Origin of the sequence: Lactococcus ileimucosae, assembly GCF_943193185.1 — a bacterium.
Classification (GTDB): domain Bacteria; phylum Bacillota; class Bacilli; order Lactobacillales; family Streptococcaceae; genus Lactococcus; species Lactococcus ileimucosae.
On sequence record NZ_CALPDE010000001.1, the window covers coordinates 1 to 15,690 of the forward strand.

Here is a 15,690-nt window from a genome sequence, read left to right on the forward strand (position 1 = left end):
AACTCCAAATCAGAAGGAGGAAAACTATTTTAAGAAAACATAGCTCATTTTCTGTCTAATTATTTGACATTAGTCCAGGTATTTGTTCAGATTGCCACTTCTGGGAAGAAGAGGAAGGGATAATCATCAAGCATCAAGCGGTCTTCACTTACAACGAAGCCATGGAAGATTATTTTAGTCGTTATAAATTTATGGGAGATTATCGTTTACGTAAAGCCTTTAGTCACCACTTTAAGAAAGAAAAAGATTATACCCTTGTTCCTGTTCCTATAAGTGAAAAACGCTTGCAGGAAAGAGGTTTTAACCAGGTTCTAGGCTTCATTGATCATCTTCACTTCGCGCCTTTATTGGAAAAAGAGGAGGGACTTTCACAGCACACTCTTAGCAGGAATAAAAGACTACAAAATAAAAATACCTTCACTCTAAAAGCAAAGGTAAAGCTTCCTAAAAAAGTTTTACTTGTTGATGATGTCTATACTACAGGGCGTACCCTACAGCATGCTATAGCGATTCTAAAAGAAGCAGGTGTCCAAGACGTGAAAAGTTTCTCCCTTTGTCGCTAACTCTTAGAAAAAAATATCCCAAATTTTAGGTAGGAAGATAAAAGAGGCTACAAGCAAAGCAAAACCTGAGATAACTAAAACAGCTCCAGCAGCCATATCCTTAGCTCTCTTGGCCCGCAAATGAAATTGGTAATCTGCAGCTAAATCAACAACATTTTCTATAGCTGAATTTAACAATTCTGCAGTAAAAACCAAAAAAACAGCAAGAAAAAGGAAAAGCCACTCAAACTCTCTAATTTGAAAAACAATACCTGAAATCAAAGCCAATACTGCAGAAAGAGCATGCTTACGCATGTTTCTTTCTTCTTTAAAAGCCGTCCAAATCCCAGTAATCGCAAACTCCATACTGGAGACAATATTAGTATTTTTCCAACGTTTGCGCCCTGAACTCTCAGGAATTTCCCCGTCAGCAAAATCTTCCTTGTTAAAAATTTTTACATCTTTTTCTTTATCTTTTAAGTCCATAAGCAGTCAAAATCTCCTCCTGAAGTCCGAACATTTCTGCTTCTTCTTCTGGAGTATAATGATCGTAACCATTAATATGTAAGAAGCCGTGGACCACTAACCAACCATATTCACGCTTAAGAGAATGCCCATACTCTTCTGCTTGCTCTGCTGCCTTATCGATTGAAATAAAGAGCTCACCGATAAAGGGATCTAGCTCTGCCATCAATTCTTCCGGAATCTCCATATCCTCGTCAAAGAAAAATTCTTCTTCATCTGGCTTGTATTCGAGAGAAATGACATCCGTTGGTGCATTTTTTTCTCTATATTTCAGATTAATTTCTTGTGAACGTGCATTATCAACAAAGGTTACAGCCATTTCCTTCGATTCCGCAAGCTTAATATAGTCTGCCGCAAATTTTAATAGCTTTTCTGTTTGTTCAATAATTTCTTCTGAAACTTGTTCCGTTTCATCAACTAATTCGATATACATTATCTTCCCTACATTTATTATTACTTTATATGCTTTTGTTCTATCATCTTTTTCGCAAAATTTAAAAGAGGTGTTTGGGTCGAAGGCATAATATCTTTAGGCAACTGCTCAAAAGGAAACCAACGTGCATCTATAACTTCACTGGCTTCAAGAAATATTTCTCCCGAAAATTCTTTACTTGTGTAAACAACATCAACGATATGCACTTCATCACCGTTGGGATAGCAGAAATGTTGCTCTTCTCCAGAACATACTGTAAATAATTCCATGTCACTCACAGTCAGTCCTAGTTCTTCGAACAGTTCACGTCTTGCAGCTTCTTCTGCCGTTTCTCCCGGCTCAATCGAACCCCCATGATAAGACCAACAGCCTGTATCTTTACGCTTTTGGAGCAATATCCCTTCATCATTATAAATAATGAGACTCGCACAAGCAATCACAAGTGGTCGGGGACCTAATATTTTGCGCAAGTCAAGAACATAGCCTTCAGACATGTTTGTCTCCTTTTTTCTCATAAGCATTGATAATTTGAGCCACGACAGGATGACGAACGACATCTTTAGCTGTAAAATAGACAAAATCAATACTGTTTAAACCAGAAAGTTTTTCCTGCGCATCAATCAAGCCAGATTTTACTTTAGAAGCCAAATCAATCTGTGAAATGTCCCCATTGACAATCATTTTTGAGTTGAATCCCAAGCGCGTGAGGAACATCTTCATCTGCATCGTTGTTGTATTCTGGGCCTCATCCAAGATAACAAAGGCATCGTCTAAAGTACGTCCACGCATGTAAGCTAGAGGTGCAATTTCGATAATTCCACGCTCCATCATCCGTTCGGTTGCATTTTTTCCTAAAATCTGGAATAAAGCATCATAAACAGGACGCAGATAAGGATCTACTTTTTCTTGCAAATCGCCTGGCAAGAATCCAAGATTTTCACCAGCTTCAACAGCCGGACGTGTCAAGATAATCCGCTTCACTTGTCCATTACGCAATGCTTGAACAGCCATAACAACAGCTAAGAAAGTTTTGCCTGTCCCTGCAGGTCCTATGCCAAACACGACATCGTGATGCTTTACGCTGTCTACATAAAGTTTTTGGCCCACATTTTTTAAGCGGATTGGTGTCCCCACAGCATCTTTCGTCAATTCAATTTCATAAAGTGTGATGAAATTTTCAATATTATCTTCCAACACCATCTTGATTGCAATCATTGCATCTGAACTGTGTACAGGTAATCCCCGTGAAATTAAGACCAAGAGCGCTTGCAGAACCTTACGTGCTTGCTCAGGAGCATTCTCGTTATCCGCAAAAATCTGCACCCTTTCTCCCCTGTAGTTGATATCAACAGCAAGTTGAGATTCTATCAACTGTGCGTTTTTATCCTGTGAACCAAAAAGTAAAACTGCATCTTCGGGGTTTTCCAACTTAAACTCTACGGAATGTTTAGCCAAACAAATACCTTCCTGTTCTTTTATTTATAATCTTTGTCTCATTATATCATATTTCAGAGCTTATACGTGTTCACACCTGCAAATAAAAAATCACTGAGACAAATATCTCAATGATTTTTAGCTTATTTTTTCTCTACATGGGGCAGGTCGATAGATTCCGCTAAAGCAAGAGAAACTATCTGTCCTTTATAGACACTCATGCCAGAGGTAAGAGGAAGACTTGCGGTCAACGCTTCATCTAAACCTTTATCTGCAATGAGCTTCAAGTATTCTATATTACCTTTAGACATCACTAAAGTTGATGTTCTAGGTGTCGCTCCTGGCATGTTAGGCACTGCATAATGGATAACATCATGTTTTACAAATACGGGGTTTGCATGACTGGTTGCATGTTCAATCGTTTCAACTGTTCCCCCCTGGTCAATAGCAATATCCACAATAACTGAACCAGGTTTCATCGACTTAACCATATATTCCTTCACAAGTTTAGGCGGTTTAGCACCAGGTATCAAAATTGTTGAAATAAATACATCTGCTTCTTTGATATGTTCTTCCAAAGCTTCTGTTGTTGACTTAATAATCTGAATGTTTTTTCCTAAATAACGTGCTTCAAGTTCCTGTATACGTTTATCATTCAGCTCCAATATAACAACTGAACAGCCAATGCTCAAGGCGATGTCTGCTGCATTCTCGGCAGCCGTTCCACCACCAAATATCACAACATGTCCTGCTTCAATCCCGCTGTCAGGAATACCTGGAAGCAGAATCCCTTGCCCTCCATGCTGTTTCTCCAAGTAATACTGTCCAAGATTAACTGCGCGTCTCCCTGCAATAGCACTTAAAGGTTTCAAAAGAGGAAAAATGCCATCAGCCGCAATATTTTCAGCGGAAAAAGCCGTAATATTCATTTCCATCATCTTCTCTACGCAGGCTTTGTTGGCTGGCAAATGCAAGAAGCCCCAAATGATTTGACCTTGTTTAAGGTATTGGTATTCTTCTTCCAGGGGTTCTTTTACCCGGACAAGAAGTTCTGCTTCCCAAGCCTTGGCACGGTCAACAATCTCAGCACCAGCTTCAATATACTGCTCATTTGAAAAACCAGCTCCTGCACCAGCTTTATTTTCTACAAAAAGTTGATGACCGGCCTCTACCAGAATTTTTACATTTTCTGGTGTCATGCCCACTCTTTCTTCTCCTTGTTTCAGGTCTTTGACAACACCTATAATCATTGTTTTTCCTCCACTTTCTGTATCCATTATAGAGTAAATATAGCATAAATAAAGCGCTTAACTTTGAGAAAGGGAAAAAAACACCCCTTTCTAGAAGAATAAGAAATTTTTGTTTTCTATTCTACAAAATATATTTTTAGTGAAAAGTAAAATGTATTTACGTCTAATATAGTGTAAGACAGAAAAGATATTATGTATTGAAAGGAGGAACTGAAACATAGTATCGCAATAATTTATATAGAAATTGGGAAAACATATGCCAAGCAAAAATCTTAAAAAATCATCATTGCTGCGCTCACTGCTCTTGCACTTTTTTCGGGATCTGGTTTAGCGCAGGCCAATGACGTTCCGAGACCAGCGCCCAGAGTCTGGGTTGGGACTGTCGTGCATCAAAGAGTATATCCCCCACACGGAAAGCTTGTTCAGACCTTTTATCGTGAGTTGAGGGTTGTAAATGGCTATAGGGTCAGAAGAACTCCACTCTATCCTAATAGAAACAGAACACGTTACTATCAAGACTACATTTACCATATTTACTAAATAAAATAAGAAATGACAGAAGGAGAAGATACTTTATTTTCCCTTCATTCTTTTTAAGGGGAAAAATATGTTTATACTAAAAAAATTTGTAAGCAGTAATAAGAATAAAGTCCTGCTCTCCTTATTGTTGATCGGCTTAATTCTCCAGTTCATTGCCTTTGAAACTGTGGGGACTAATCTTCCTAATGGATACAAACTAGAAAACACAACACAGGAAAACATCAAGGCCACTGAAAAGAGTATTAAGGAAATCAAAAATCTCATTGAATCTGGAGACAGTTCAGAAGAAAATAAAAATTCTTTAGCTGAATATGAGGAAGAGGTGAAGGCGGACAAAGCAAAACTTCAAACACTAGAAGAAAACAATTACAATGAGTTCTGGCGTTTAGAGAACCTTCACAACGAAAAGATGCTAAAAAAATTAGAGGAAGCTGAAAAGAAAGGCGAAGAGCCTCCTCTTGCTGGGGGATATGAGCATATCAAATCAATGTCAAAGTGGTACCACCAAGTCCTAGCCAGCGGGCAAGACTTTACCCAAGCTCCAGGACTCAACCCCTCAGGCCTAGGCGCTGCCCAATATATTTTGATTGGCTTAGGAGGACTTTATGGTTTAATCCTGCTGACTTTCATCTGTGGGGACACCTTAGCGATGGAAATGCCTAATGGTTTGCGTTATTATCACCTGATGAAAAAGAATAAAAAAGTGCTACATTTCCAACATCTGTTTATCCCTGCTGGTTTTGTGCTCCTGCTTATCCTTTCTGCCTTACTTGTCTTTGCGCTCATCGCTGGACTCCAATTTGGCATTGGTTCTTGGACTTTTCCTAACTTTGTCGTTGGGGCAACTTATGATTTATTTCAGGGTGAGGAGTTGCTCTGGCGTCTGCTCTATCTGCTTTTGGCCATCCTATTTATTACAAGTTTAGGACAGCTCCTCTCACAGTTTATCAGAAAGGCTTATATCCCTTCGGCGATTATCGCTTTACTGCTAGTCACTTTTTCCGTTATCCATACGCATGAAGTGATGAAGACAATCATCAAATGGATTCCTTTGACCTACTTAGATATCAACACCGTCTTTCAGTTTTCAAACGGTGAAAATTCGTGGCCAACTTCTGGAGATTTTCTCTTTGGTAGGGATTCACTTGGGATTGGTGCTCTTGTTCTTCTCTCTTGTACCATTATTTTCTATAGCACAAGCCACTTCCTTTTTACAAAGTATATTTATAGAAAGGCATAATATATTATGAAGCTTGCAATAAACAACTTGACAACTCACACACTCAGTAACGTTTGCTTAACCCTTGATAGACCTGGTCTTTATGGCATCATCGGTCGAAACGGAACAGGAAAGTCTACCCTTTTTACTGCAATCAATGATGAGATGAATTTTGAGGGAGAGATTCTTATCTCTGATGGTTGGCATCAAGGAAGAGTTTCCTATGTGGCGACACTTGATATTTTTGATAGCAATCTCAAAGCAGCGGACTATATTAAAGTTTTGAGAGGAAAGGAGTGGGAACATGCCCAAAAATATATGCCCTTGTTTTCCGCTTCACGTTTCTTTGAAAAACCGATAAAAAAATATTCTCTAGGTATGAAAGAAATACTGGCCTTTATTTATACGGTCAGTCTTGAAGCAGATGTTATCATCGTCGATGAACTGATAAATGGACTTGACAATGCAATGCGTGCCAAAGCATTTCAAATCTTAAAAGAGCTTTCTGAAACAAAAATTATCTTGCTTACTTCACACATCTTGGAAGAAGTTGAAAGATATTGCGATAAGGTTTATTTTCTTTCAAAATATGGCTTTGATGATGTCCTAGACTTTAAGGAAGCACAAAAATTAATCCGTGAAACACAAGTGTTTATGTAAAAAAAGACATGAATCTGCCCATTAAGAATGGCCTTCCCTCATTGTCTTTTCTTTTATATTTACAAAAAAAGCCTCTCCAAAGAGAGACTCGTTTACCATTATTTAGCGACTGCTGGGTAAACTGAAACGTGTTTTTTACCACGTTTCATTTCAAATTTAACGTGTCCTTCGATTTTAGCGAAGAGAGTGTCATCGCCACCACGACCAACGTTAGCACCTGGATGGATATGTGTACCACGTTGACGGAAAAGGATTGAACCGCCGCTTACAAGTTCACCGTCAGATGCTTTAGCACCAAGACGTTTCGCTTGTGAGTCACGACCATTGGAAGTAGAACCCCCACCTTTTTTGTGGGCGAAGAGTTGCAGATTAAGTTCAAGCATTATATTGCCCTCCATTTTCAATTTTAAGTGTAATGTATTGGCTATAGTTTTTAGATACTTCTCGCATAGCATTTTCAAATGCTTGGAGCAGTGTCTGAGCCAACTCGCCTTGTCTTTCAGGAGTACTCAAAGGTATTTCAACATAGAGATAACCTTCTTCCATGTTGGCAATGGGTTTAATCTTTGCCATTTCATAGAGATTATTCGCTGTTGTAATTGACAAGACACTGACAGCTGCACAGACCACATCGTGGCCATATTCACCTGATTCAGCGTGCCCCGAGATCTCATAGGAAACTATTTTATCCCGCTTTGTCCTGATAACTGCTTCAATCATGCCTTAAGCGTTGATTGATTTGATGACAACCTTAGTGTAAGGTTGACGGTGACCTTGTTTACGGTGTGAGTGTTTTTTAGGTTTGTATTGGAAAGTAACAACTTTCTTTTGTTTACCATGTTTTTCAACTTCACCGACAACTGTCGCACCTGAAACGAGTGGAGCACCAACTTTAGTAGTAGCACCGCCAACAAGAACAACTTCATCAAAAGTTACAGTTTGACCTGCTTCAACGTTAAGTTTTTCAACGTAGATGACTTGTCCTTCTTCAACTTTGACTTGTTTACCACCAGTTTTGATGATTGCGTAGTTTGACATTGTGATTCCTCCTTGTTAGATTTTGTGCCGTTAAACGGCTGTAAGACTCGCCTTGGACCGTGAGCTTATGCTACTTGAACGATACCTCGTGCGGTTGTACTTTATGGGAGACCACAAAGACAACTACATAAGTATAACAGAAATACCTCTTAATTTCAAGAGGCACGGTAAGGATAATTTTATCTCTGTATTTTGCTAAATTCCAAAGTAGAAAAGAGAGCGTACCCACTCTTTTCTCTCATATCTATATTTTGAAGAAGGATGCTGTAACAATTCCTACAAAAGAAGAAGGAAAAATCTGTTGTATATCTCAAAACTACTTTCGGTTAAGAAAAACAGGTCATAACTTGAAGCTAGAGACACGTTTTATTTAGGCACGATAGTCGTCAGACCTTTGCGATAAACTTTAATGTCCAGTGGAAGCGGAGAACTCTTATCTCCGTCAATTCTTGAATAAGGAACATCTTTCGTTTTATTTGACTGTGTACTTATTTCTAAATGATCGGTATCAAAATAAGTAATGTCCATAAAATCCGCCACTTTCCCCTTACGTAACTTATTTAAGTGGAATAAAATTTTGAGAAGATGAATTTCCTTCAAAGAATAAACTCGAATAAGGCCATCGTCAACCTTAGCATCCAGTGAAAGTGCTTGCCTTCCACCTATAGTATCTGTCATCGTAATCAGTAATAGTTTTGTTTTTAAAGCTTGTGTTTTACCGTTATATTTGAGTTCGATATGATAACTTTTATTATGACGAATGACTTTGTAGGCATCCTTTAGATAGGCAAAAGGTCCAAACTTTTTCTTTTCAGTGCTGCTCACATTTTGAGCTATGTCTGCCAAAATACCAAGTGTTAAGCTTGAAATCATATATTCATCATTCACCTTGGCTATATCAAATTTTTGCCTCCTGCCATGTTTTAGATTCTCAAGTGCAGCTTCGATGTCTTGGGGGATGTGAAGTGATTTGGAAAGATTGTTCACCGTCCCGTTTGGTATAATTCCTAAAATTGAATCTCCACCAGCTTCAAAAACTCCGCCACAAATTTTGTTAATCGTGCCATCGCCTCCCAAAGCCATTATCAAGTCTGTCTTTTCTTGACTTGCTTTTTTGGCCAAGCGAACAGCTTCTTCTGGGCTATCTGGATTCACAAACTCTAACTGAAAATCTTGATTTTCCTTTTTATCAAAAAACTTTTTGATTGTATTTAAGACTTCTTCTTCATCATTCTTTCCAGAAGATTGATTGTAAAACACTTTTACTTTTTTCATTTTCTCCTCTATTCATTTTATATAAAAATAACTTTTTCTCTTTTGTAAGGGCACAAATAAAAAATTTTATTTCATTCCTGTTAAACGTCTTTCTCTTTAGCAATATCAACAAGATAGATTACTCGAGTATTGAACAGTATTCTTACAAGATTATTTATTAAAAGCATAATCCAAGCGAATGATAAACTAAAGGAAAGAATTTCAAAGGCTGTGAGACTAAGATAATGTAAGGGATGCCATAAGAAATAGCCTAGGGCAATCAAGGAAGCAAGAGCATAAGAAATACGGTACATATTTTTATCTAAATCTGGCAAAAACCAACGGATGCCGAGGATAGACAAGCTCATAAAGAAGACAATTAATTGTGCAGCAACATCGTGCATAATATGCGCCAATCCCGTACCATTGTTCGGAATTAAGCCAACCAACGCAATAGATATCGCACACAAGGTCAGCAAAATTTGCAGAACCATAAAGCGTAGCCGCTTTCCTAATTTCTCACGAATTAGTACAAAAATATAATCAAACAAGGCAATCATCAAAGCAGCTGATACCACCAAGGTCATATTAAATTGCAAGCTCGTATTTGACTCACTGGTGCCCAATAAGCTAAAGTTTTTTCGCCACCAATATTGGTTGTTGTTGGCTGCCATACTTGCTACCAACCCACCAACAGATACCATGATAAGCATATTAATCATCATTTGTATAGAAAACGTGTCCACAACAAAGATAAGTAGATAATTCAAAATTGCTGAAAAAATAGCAAAAATCAAGACCGATGTAAACACATCAAAACTTAAGCCATAAAACAGCTGGTTTAAAAACCAAAATAGAGCAATTAATGCTAATGTTACAATAATAAAGACTGAAAGAATAACGGAAAGAAAAGTTCTCCAGTACACTTGAGGGCGCATCATGTGATAGAGTTCTTTCCGCTTCTTAATAAATGCAGTAATAAAAGATGTCAAGGCAACAGCATTAGCAATGACTAAAACTCCCGTAGAAATCGATTCAGTACCTGAAAGATAAATCTGTTTCAGGCCCATCACTTGACTAACAATAAAAAAGAGAAGCGTACTGATTACCGTTGGTATCAGAAAGACTCGGGCTGCATCTTCTTTTTTATTTGGTGCCTTTGCACGTATGGTAAAACTGTTCTTACTGTTTTTAACAACTTCAATTTCTTTTTCTCTTGGTACATCCAACTGCTCATAAAGTTCCTTAGGGAGAAGTATTTTTCTCATATCAACTCCTTTTCCAATCAATTCTCATGCGGTACTCTCCGATGGGAATATCATTCTGAGCTAAACGATACTTCAACTTCACATGGTTTAACCCTTCATCCATATGAAAGCCATCTGTCACAATTTCTAAGCGCCCCAAGCCTTCATAGATTGTGTGTGTGGGCATTTCTTTATGAAAACGCATGACTACCGGCTTTTCAGCATAGCGCGTCATGCTCAACTCTTTTTCATCAAACTTTATTAGTACTTTTTCTTCCTCAGCATTTTTATAATACAATGCAATTTTACTTCCTAATTTTTTAACCTCCCCCTCAAAAGTTTCACGAATAAATTCTTCTTGTCCATCAATAATAATGCGATTCCGAATAATAATTTCCATAAGTGTTATTTTACTATAACTTGCATTATTAGTAAAATGGCAATTTGCAGTAAATTCAGTTATAATTAAATCATAGTAATGCAAGAGTTTTCATCTAGATGCTGATGGCTTTTGATAACTCTTATCTGAAAAAAATTGCTTTAAAAATCAATGGCTTCCCCAAAAAACTTTACTTACAAATGCAAAGGAGGTTTTTATGGCTCATCTCGAAAAAGTCTTTCGCGATCCTGTCCATGACTATATTCACGTAGAAAACCAAATCATATATGACTTAATCAACACTGCGGAATTTCAACGTCTGCGCCGTATCAAACAACTTGGAACATCTTCGTATACTTTTCATGGGGCTGAACACAGTCGTTTTTCTCACTGCATGGGTGTTTATCACATTGCAAAAACTATAACAGACTGGTTCACAAAGAGCTACCCAGAAACATGGAATCCTGAGGAAAATCTCGTTACACAATGTGCTGCTTTATTACATGATGTAGGGCACGGAGCTTATTCGCATACTTTCGAAAGCCTTTTTGCTACAGATCATGAAGTGATGACTCGAGAAATTATTACCGCTCCCTCTACTGAGATTAATGCTGTATTACGCAAGGTAGGACCCGACTTTCCTGAACAAGTTGCTTCTGTTATTTCACATGACTATCCCAACCCTCAGGTTGTCCAGCTTATCTCTAGTCAAATTGATGCTGACCGAATGGATTATCTTTTAAGGGACGCTTACTATACCGGAGCCGTTTACGGCCAGTTTGATCTGACAAGAATTTTACGTGTCATTGCCCCTCATGAAGACGGAATAGTCTTTAGAGTTTCCGGTATGCATGCCGTTGAAGACTACATCGTCAGTCGTTATCAAATGTACATGCAAGTTTATTTTCACCCCGCCAGTCGTTCAATGGAGGTTATCTTGCAAAACTTGCTTCAAAGAGCAAAGGTCTTATACCAGTTAGATCAAGAATATTTTGCTCAGACAAGTCCAGGGCTGGTGCCTTTCTTTGAAAATAGGCAGAACTTACATCACTATCTTTCTCTAGATGACGGGGTGATGAATACTTATTTCCAATCTTGGATGTCTAACACAGACGATACTTTGTCCCAACTTGCCAGCATGTATATCAACCGCCATTTGCTCAAATCAATCGAATTTACCCAAGATCAAGAGCAACAACTCGATCTCTTTAGCTCAGAGGCTCCTCTTTTGGATCAGCTGCGAGAACTTGTTGAAAGAGAAGGTTTTGATTCACACTATTTTACAGGTACACATAACAATTTTGACTTGCCTTATGACTTTTATCGTCCAAATTCTAACAAACCACGAACTCAAATCGAAATATTACAGAAAGATGGCAGTTTGACTGAGCTTTCTGAAGTATCACCTATCGTTGCTAGTCTTGCTGGTACAATCCACGGAAACAGTCGCTTTTATTTTCCAAAAGTGATGCTGAAAAAACCTGAATTTAACCAATTGATCCGTACAAATCTTTAAACCAAATTAGAAAAGAGAACAAACAAAATGATTAAACTTATTGCTATTGACATCGACGGTACTTTGTTGGACCCTGACCGTAAAATTACACCTGAAGTTAAACAAGCGATTGCGGATGCAAAGGCCGCGGGAGTAAAAGTTGTCATCACTACAGGCCGTCCACTCATGGGTGTCCATGATATTCTTGAAGAACTTGAATTGACAGACTATAGTGACTATGTCATCACCTATAATGGTGCCCTAGTCCAGCGTGCAACAGGGGAAGAGTTTATCATGGAAACTTTGGAAGCCGAGGATGTTTTGGATATCGATGCCGCGGCACGCAAGATCGGTGTCCACATGCATGCTATTACGAAAAAAGGGATTTATACAAGTAATCGAGATATCGGAAAATACACTGTGCACGAAGCATCTTTAGTTAATATGCCTCTATACTTCCGCCAACCCGAAGAAATTGCTGCGCTTGAAATTGCCAAAGTGATGATGATTGACGAACCTGATATTTTGGATAATGCCATTGCTTACTTGCCTTTTGAGTTTTTTGAACGTTATAATATGGTTAAGTCGACACCTTTCTACTTAGAGTTTATGAATAAAAAGGCGAGCAAGGGGAATGCTGTCTTGCATTTAGCCAAGAAGCTTTTCCTAGATGTTGATGAGCTCATGGCTATCGGGGATCAAGAAAATGACCGTTCCATGCTTGAAGCTGTGGGAAATCCTGTTGTTATGGAGAACGGTAAGGAAGAACTGAAAAAAATCGCCAAATATGTCACTAAGTCTAACGCAGAGTCTGGTGTGGCCCATGCAATTAATGAATGGGTTTTGAAAGACTATGAGTGAGCTTCTTGACGAAGCTTTATATGGCACCAACATCTCTGGTAATATTGGTCGCTCATACAGACCAAAGATGTCCTAAATGAAAAGAACCCTCCCAATCTCTTGTTGTGTTACAACTCAAATGCCTTATTGAGTAAGCCTGCATCTCTAAATACTGCTTTTGCAGAAAAAATCATGAAATTAAAAAGAAAGTTGGTCTAAACTTTCCATACAAAAAAAGCGCCTAAGTGTACATCTCCCAAAGTTAGACAGAAAAAAACTAACTTTGGAAGATGTACAGTTTTAAGCGTTTTTCTTTTGGGATTTTACCTAAAATCTGTTGCTTATCGCTCTGTTCTCACCTCTTATTTTTAAATCCTTCTTTTAGTAAAAAAAGTTGGATCAGCCGTACGTTCTCTTATCAGCACTTTTATATCTTCATCTGGCAGGCTGAGTTCTTCCACACAGCTTTGTGAACAGCACCCTTCAAAGCGCTCTGCACAGTTTGAACACTGAATAAACAAGCGATGACAAGCTTTATTTTTACAGTTTCTATGCCTGTCGCAAGCTTCACCACATTGCGGGCATGTTGAAAGAATATCATCCGTGATACGTTCTCCCATCCGTTCATCAAAGACAAAATTTTTGCCAATAAATTCAATCGGGAGATTCTGCTCTTTTGCTTTGCGTGTATACTCAATAATGCCACCCTCAATGTGATAAACATTTTCAAAACCCTTATGCTTCATAAAAGCACTGGCTTTTTCACAACGAATACCACCCGTACAGTACATTACAATATTCTTGTCCTTATCTTCTTTCAGCATATCAACAGCCATAGGCAATTGTTCTCGGAACGTTGCAGATGGAATCTCCAGTGCAGCTTTAAAATGCCCCACTTCATACTCATAATGATTACGCATATCCACGAAGATTGTGTCTTCTCTTCCAAGCATTTCGTTAACTTCTTCTGCCTTGAGATAATGACCTACATCTGAAGGATCAAAGGTCGGATCATCAATACCGTCTGCAACGATTTTGTCGCGAACCTTCATCCGCAGTACCCAGAAGGACTTTCTATCGTCAGAAATTGCATAATTAAGACGAATCCCATCCAATTCAGGTGCAGCTTGATAAAGTATCGTTTTGAAAACCTCTAAATTAGCGGTTGGTAGGCTGATTTGGGCATTGATTCCTTCGGAAGCAATATAAATACGCCCAAAAACTTTCAATTCCTCAAACTTTTTATACAAATCATCACGAAATTGTTGAGGGGCAATGATATTAAAATATTTATAAAAAGAAAGCGTGGTGCGAGGCTCTGTTTCAGCCGCCAAACGCTCTTTTAATTCTTTATTTGAAATTTTATTATGTAAGATAGTCATGTCCTTATAGTAGCATAGCTTCATTTTCTTTTTAAACAATGCGCTTGTTTTTTTATGAACAAAGTTTGTTGTAAAAAATAAAAAAGCTCCCCTTACGAAAGAGCAGTTCCATCTTCTTTATCTGCAAGCTCCTCTAGCTTTTGCATTCGACTCATCAGCTGTCTTTCTCCCAGCAAAATAATGAGTAAAAGCAAGCCCCATCCAGCCAATACACCAGCAGTTCGCATCAATCCATCCCCATGATAAGTTAAAAAGACACGTCCCGGACGATTATTATCCACATAAACTTTTATTTTGTCATCTATCGTTCCAAGTTTCCTAAAATAAGTATCCAAAGGACGTACTTGATGTTCTACACCCTCAAAGGTATACTTGACCTCTTTAAAGCCCTCATCCCCTCGGACAATAACGCCACTTGCTTCTGTTTTTATAACATTTTTGTTGGCCATATGAACTCCAGTAAAAACAAGAGCTCCTGAGAGCAAAGCTAAAGCAACAACGAATAAGAGAATTCTTGAAATCCCTTGAAATATTTTTACCGTATTCTTCATGTATAACCTATGTAATTTCTAATGATAATTTTAATCTCTTTCCATTATATCAAAATTATCATTAGGACTCTAGGCTGACCTTTATTTTATTATGACAACTTTATGAATATAATTTTATATAAAAGTTAGACATTTTAACAGAATAGAGTTGGTTCTGCACAGCTTTTAGGGCAAAATCACTGGAAAAATCGTCTCGTCTTCATCACTTTTTTGCATTTGTCACGCGGGTTTGCCATTCCTAATATCAATGGATAGAGTTTAAACACCCTGTGTGCTGCCCACAAAATTCAAAGAGAAGCAACTATTCAGCAGGATAGGCTTTCATTAATTTTTGATTCCCTACAATCTTTTAATTATTTTCTATAGAAATACTCCTCAGCAGGATTATTAAAGTCACTTTGTACTAAAAGAAGTCTCGGTTTTGAAAGCTCTGACTAATCACCGAACGGGTTTTCTTCCCCAACTTTTAATATTTCAATTGCTGCTCCAGCACGAGCCACACCAGTTGCTCCTCTTATGCTCAATATCTTCTGACCTGAACTTATAAAATCAATAGTAATTGCCTGTGCCTTTCCATTAAGACTTACACTTTTATCTGGATTGATACTCAAAACATTTCCATTCCCAGCTTTCCAGCTCCCGATAAGTGTAGTAAAATCACCATTTAAAATAGCCTCTTCATCCAAATCAACTTCTTGCATTCCTGTAGTAGGTTGTTGAGAAATTTCAGTAGAGGCTTCTGGCTTTTCTTCTTTTTACAAAAGGTGTCACTTCTTTTGAAGAGACTTTGCGTGTGGCTTCAGTTTTTTCTTCAATTTTTTGTCTCTTTCTGCTTTTTGTGATACGCAGGCCATGAGCGACAGAGATGTAAGCGCCACAACAGACAATAGTATTAATTTTT

18 protein-coding genes, 1 pseudogene and 1 other annotated feature are annotated in these 15,690 nt (G+C 38.1%); of the genes and pseudogenes, 5 read left to right on the plus strand and 14 right to left on the minus strand.

Annotated features, from left to right (window positions below; all coding sequences use genetic code 11):
• Positions 1-161 precede the first annotated feature (161 nt).
• Positions 162-563 (plus strand): ComF family protein, encoded by a 402-nt coding sequence (locus NFR51_RS00005; protein WP_251711728.1) that lies wholly within the window; start codon positions 162-164, stop codon positions 561-563.
• Positions 564-566: 3 nt separating this feature from the next.
• Here the strand turns inward: NFR51_RS00005 and NFR51_RS00010 are convergent, their stop codons facing one another.
• The 5 genes from NFR51_RS00010 to ald form a co-directional block, all read right to left on the minus strand.
• Entirely contained in the window at positions 567-1,028 is a 462-nt protein-coding gene (locus tag NFR51_RS00010) for a diacylglycerol kinase family protein (protein ID WP_277613143.1), read from the minus strand.
• The gene (gene ybeY, locus NFR51_RS00015) at positions 1,012-1,500 is read right to left on the minus strand and encodes an rRNA maturation RNase YbeY (protein ID WP_251711729.1); all 489 of its coding nucleotides are present in this window, start codon (positions 1,498-1,500) and stop codon (positions 1,012-1,014) included. Before ybeY ends, NFR51_RS00010 begins: the two co-directional genes overlap by 17 nt.
• A 20-nt stretch (positions 1,501-1,520) precedes the next feature.
• On the minus strand, positions 1,521-1,994 hold the full coding sequence (locus NFR51_RS00020) for an NUDIX hydrolase (RefSeq protein WP_251711730.1): 474 nt from the start codon (positions 1,992-1,994) through the stop codon (positions 1,521-1,523).
• The gene (locus NFR51_RS00025) at positions 1,987-2,955 is read right to left on the minus strand and encodes a PhoH family protein (RefSeq protein WP_251711731.1); all 969 of its coding nucleotides are present in this window, start codon (positions 2,953-2,955) and stop codon (positions 1,987-1,989) included. The genes NFR51_RS00020 and NFR51_RS00025 overlap by 8 nt, the downstream gene beginning before the upstream one ends.
• Positions 2,956-3,077: 122 nt before the next feature.
• The gene (gene ald, locus NFR51_RS00030) at positions 3,078-4,184 is read right to left on the minus strand and encodes an alanine dehydrogenase (RefSeq protein WP_251711914.1); all 1,107 of its coding nucleotides are present in this window, start codon (positions 4,182-4,184) and stop codon (positions 3,078-3,080) included.
• Between the two features lie 607 nt (positions 4,185-4,791).
• Here ald and NFR51_RS00035 point away from each other — a divergent pair.
• Together NFR51_RS00035 and NFR51_RS00040 are read left to right on the plus strand one after the other, a co-directional pair.
• On the plus strand, positions 4,792-5,964 hold the full coding sequence (locus tag NFR51_RS00035) for a hypothetical protein (protein WP_251711732.1): 1,173 nt from the start codon (positions 4,792-4,794) through the stop codon (positions 5,962-5,964).
• A gap of 6 nt (positions 5,965-5,970) precedes the next feature.
• Positions 5,971-6,603 (plus strand): ATP-binding cassette domain-containing protein, encoded by a 633-nt coding sequence (locus NFR51_RS00040; RefSeq protein ID WP_251711733.1) that lies wholly within the window; start codon positions 5,971-5,973, stop codon positions 6,601-6,603.
• A gap of 98 nt (positions 6,604-6,701) precedes the next feature.
• Here the strand turns inward: NFR51_RS00040 and rpmA are convergent, their stop codons facing one another.
• From rpmA to NFR51_RS00070, 6 genes are all read right to left on the minus strand, one after another.
• A complete protein-coding gene (gene rpmA / locus NFR51_RS00045; RefSeq protein WP_004257956.1) occupies positions 6,702-6,986 on the minus strand; it encodes a 50S ribosomal protein L27 in 285 nt (94 codons plus the stop codon).
• The gene (locus NFR51_RS00050) at positions 6,979-7,323 is read right to left on the minus strand and encodes a ribosomal-processing cysteine protease Prp (protein ID WP_251711734.1); all 345 of its coding nucleotides are present in this window, start codon (positions 7,321-7,323) and stop codon (positions 6,979-6,981) included. The genes rpmA and NFR51_RS00050 overlap by 8 nt, the downstream gene beginning before the upstream one ends.
• Positions 7,324-7,326: 3 nt before the next feature.
• Positions 7,327-7,641: a 50S ribosomal protein L21 gene (gene rplU / locus NFR51_RS00055; protein ID WP_003136338.1), complete on the minus strand. Its 315-nt coding sequence runs from the start codon at positions 7,639-7,641 to the stop codon at positions 7,327-7,329.
• A gap of 33 nt (positions 7,642-7,674) precedes the next feature.
• Positions 7,675-7,747 (minus strand) — a sequence feature (ribosomal protein L21 leader region).
• A gap of 260 nt (positions 7,748-8,007) precedes the next feature.
• A complete protein-coding gene (locus NFR51_RS00060; protein WP_251711735.1) occupies positions 8,008-8,916 on the minus strand; it encodes a diacylglycerol/lipid kinase family protein in 909 nt (302 codons plus the stop codon).
• Positions 8,917-8,996: 80 nt separating this feature from the next.
• Positions 8,997-10,163 carry a DUF998 domain-containing protein gene (locus NFR51_RS00065; protein WP_251711736.1) on the minus strand — a complete coding sequence of 389 codons (1,167 nt, stop codon included), beginning with the start codon at positions 10,161-10,163 and terminating at the stop codon, positions 8,997-8,999.
• Position 10,164: 1 nt separating this feature from the next.
• Positions 10,165-10,542, minus strand: a complete 378-nt coding sequence (locus tag NFR51_RS00070; RefSeq protein WP_251711737.1) for a YwiB family protein — start codon at positions 10,540-10,542, stop codon at positions 10,165-10,167.
• A 196-nt stretch (positions 10,543-10,738) separates the two neighbouring features.
• Between NFR51_RS00070 and NFR51_RS00075 the strand changes: the two genes are divergently transcribed.
• On the plus strand, positions 10,739-12,037 hold the full coding sequence (locus tag NFR51_RS00075) for an HD domain-containing protein (RefSeq protein ID WP_251711738.1): 1,299 nt from the start codon (positions 10,739-10,741) through the stop codon (positions 12,035-12,037).
• Positions 12,038-12,064: 27 nt separating this feature from the next.
• Positions 12,065-12,877, plus strand: coding sequence for a sugar-phosphatase (gene yidA, locus NFR51_RS00080; protein WP_251711739.1), 813 nt, complete (start codon positions 12,065-12,067; stop codon positions 12,875-12,877).
• 347 nt (positions 12,878-13,224) lie between these two features.
• On the opposite strand, the gene trhO is transcribed toward yidA, so the two are convergent.
• From trhO to NFR51_RS00095, 3 genes and pseudogenes are all read right to left on the minus strand, one after another.
• Entirely contained in the window at positions 13,225-14,238 is a 1,014-nt protein-coding gene (gene trhO, locus NFR51_RS00085) for an oxygen-dependent tRNA uridine(34) hydroxylase TrhO (RefSeq protein WP_251711740.1), read from the minus strand.
• A gap of 92 nt (positions 14,239-14,330) precedes the next feature.
• Positions 14,331-14,789, minus strand: coding sequence for a hypothetical protein (locus NFR51_RS00090; RefSeq protein WP_251711741.1), 459 nt, complete (start codon positions 14,787-14,789; stop codon positions 14,331-14,333).
• A 434-nt stretch (positions 14,790-15,223) separates the two neighbouring features.
• Positions 15,224-15,523, minus strand: a pseudogene (locus NFR51_RS00095) (DUF6287 domain-containing protein); the annotation flags it as partial.
• Between the last annotated feature and the right edge of the window lie 167 nt (positions 15,524-15,690).

What these genes read in the sequence shown, in the direction of transcription:
- ald (WP_251711914.1), bottom strand. Translation starts at nt 4,184, where the DNA reads ATGATTATAGGTGTTGTCAAAGACCTGAAACAAGGAGAAGAAAGAGTG.
- ybeY (WP_251711729.1), bottom strand. Translation starts at nt 1,500, where the DNA reads ATGTATATCGAATTAGTTGATGAAACGGAACAAGTTTCAGAAGAAATT.
- NFR51_RS00020 (WP_251711730.1), bottom strand. Translation starts at nt 1,994, where the DNA reads ATGTCTGAAGGCTATGTTCTTGACTTGCGCAAAATATTAGGTCCCCGA.
- NFR51_RS00040 (WP_251711733.1), top strand. Translation starts at nt 5,971, where the DNA reads ATGAAGCTTGCAATAAACAACTTGACAACTCACACACTCAGTAACGTT.
- NFR51_RS00005 (WP_251711728.1), top strand. Translation starts at nt 162, where the DNA reads ATGGAAGATTATTTTAGTCGTTATAAATTTATGGGAGATTATCGTTTA.
- rpmA (WP_004257956.1), bottom strand. Translation starts at nt 6,986, where the DNA reads ATGCTTGAACTTAATCTGCAACTCTTCGCCCACAAAAAAGGTGGGGGT.
- trhO (WP_251711740.1), bottom strand. Translation starts at nt 14,238, where the DNA reads ATGACTATCTTACATAATAAAATTTCAAATAAAGAATTAAAAGAGCGT.
- NFR51_RS00075 (WP_251711738.1), top strand. Translation starts at nt 10,739, where the DNA reads ATGGCTCATCTCGAAAAAGTCTTTCGCGATCCTGTCCATGACTATATT.
- yidA (WP_251711739.1), top strand. Translation starts at nt 12,065, where the DNA reads ATGATTAAACTTATTGCTATTGACATCGACGGTACTTTGTTGGACCCT.
- NFR51_RS00070 (WP_251711737.1), bottom strand. Translation starts at nt 10,542, where the DNA reads ATGGAAATTATTATTCGGAATCGCATTATTATTGATGGACAAGAAGAA.
- NFR51_RS00090 (WP_251711741.1), bottom strand. Translation starts at nt 14,789, where the DNA reads ATGAAGAATACGGTAAAAATATTTCAAGGGATTTCAAGAATTCTCTTA.
- NFR51_RS00010 (WP_277613143.1), bottom strand. Translation starts at nt 1,028, where the DNA reads ATGGACTTAAAAGATAAAGAAAAAGATGTAAAAATTTTTAACAAGGAA.
- NFR51_RS00050 (WP_251711734.1), bottom strand. Translation starts at nt 7,323, where the DNA reads ATGATTGAAGCAGTTATCAGGACAAAGCGGGATAAAATAGTTTCCTAT.
- rplU (WP_003136338.1), bottom strand. Translation starts at nt 7,641, where the DNA reads ATGTCAAACTACGCAATCATCAAAACTGGTGGTAAACAAGTCAAAGTT.
- NFR51_RS00035 (WP_251711732.1), top strand. Translation starts at nt 4,792, where the DNA reads ATGTTTATACTAAAAAAATTTGTAAGCAGTAATAAGAATAAAGTCCTG.
- NFR51_RS00060 (WP_251711735.1), bottom strand. Translation starts at nt 8,916, where the DNA reads ATGAAAAAAGTAAAAGTGTTTTACAATCAATCTTCTGGAAAGAATGAT.
- NFR51_RS00065 (WP_251711736.1), bottom strand. Translation starts at nt 10,163, where the DNA reads ATGAGAAAAATACTTCTCCCTAAGGAACTTTATGAGCAGTTGGATGTA.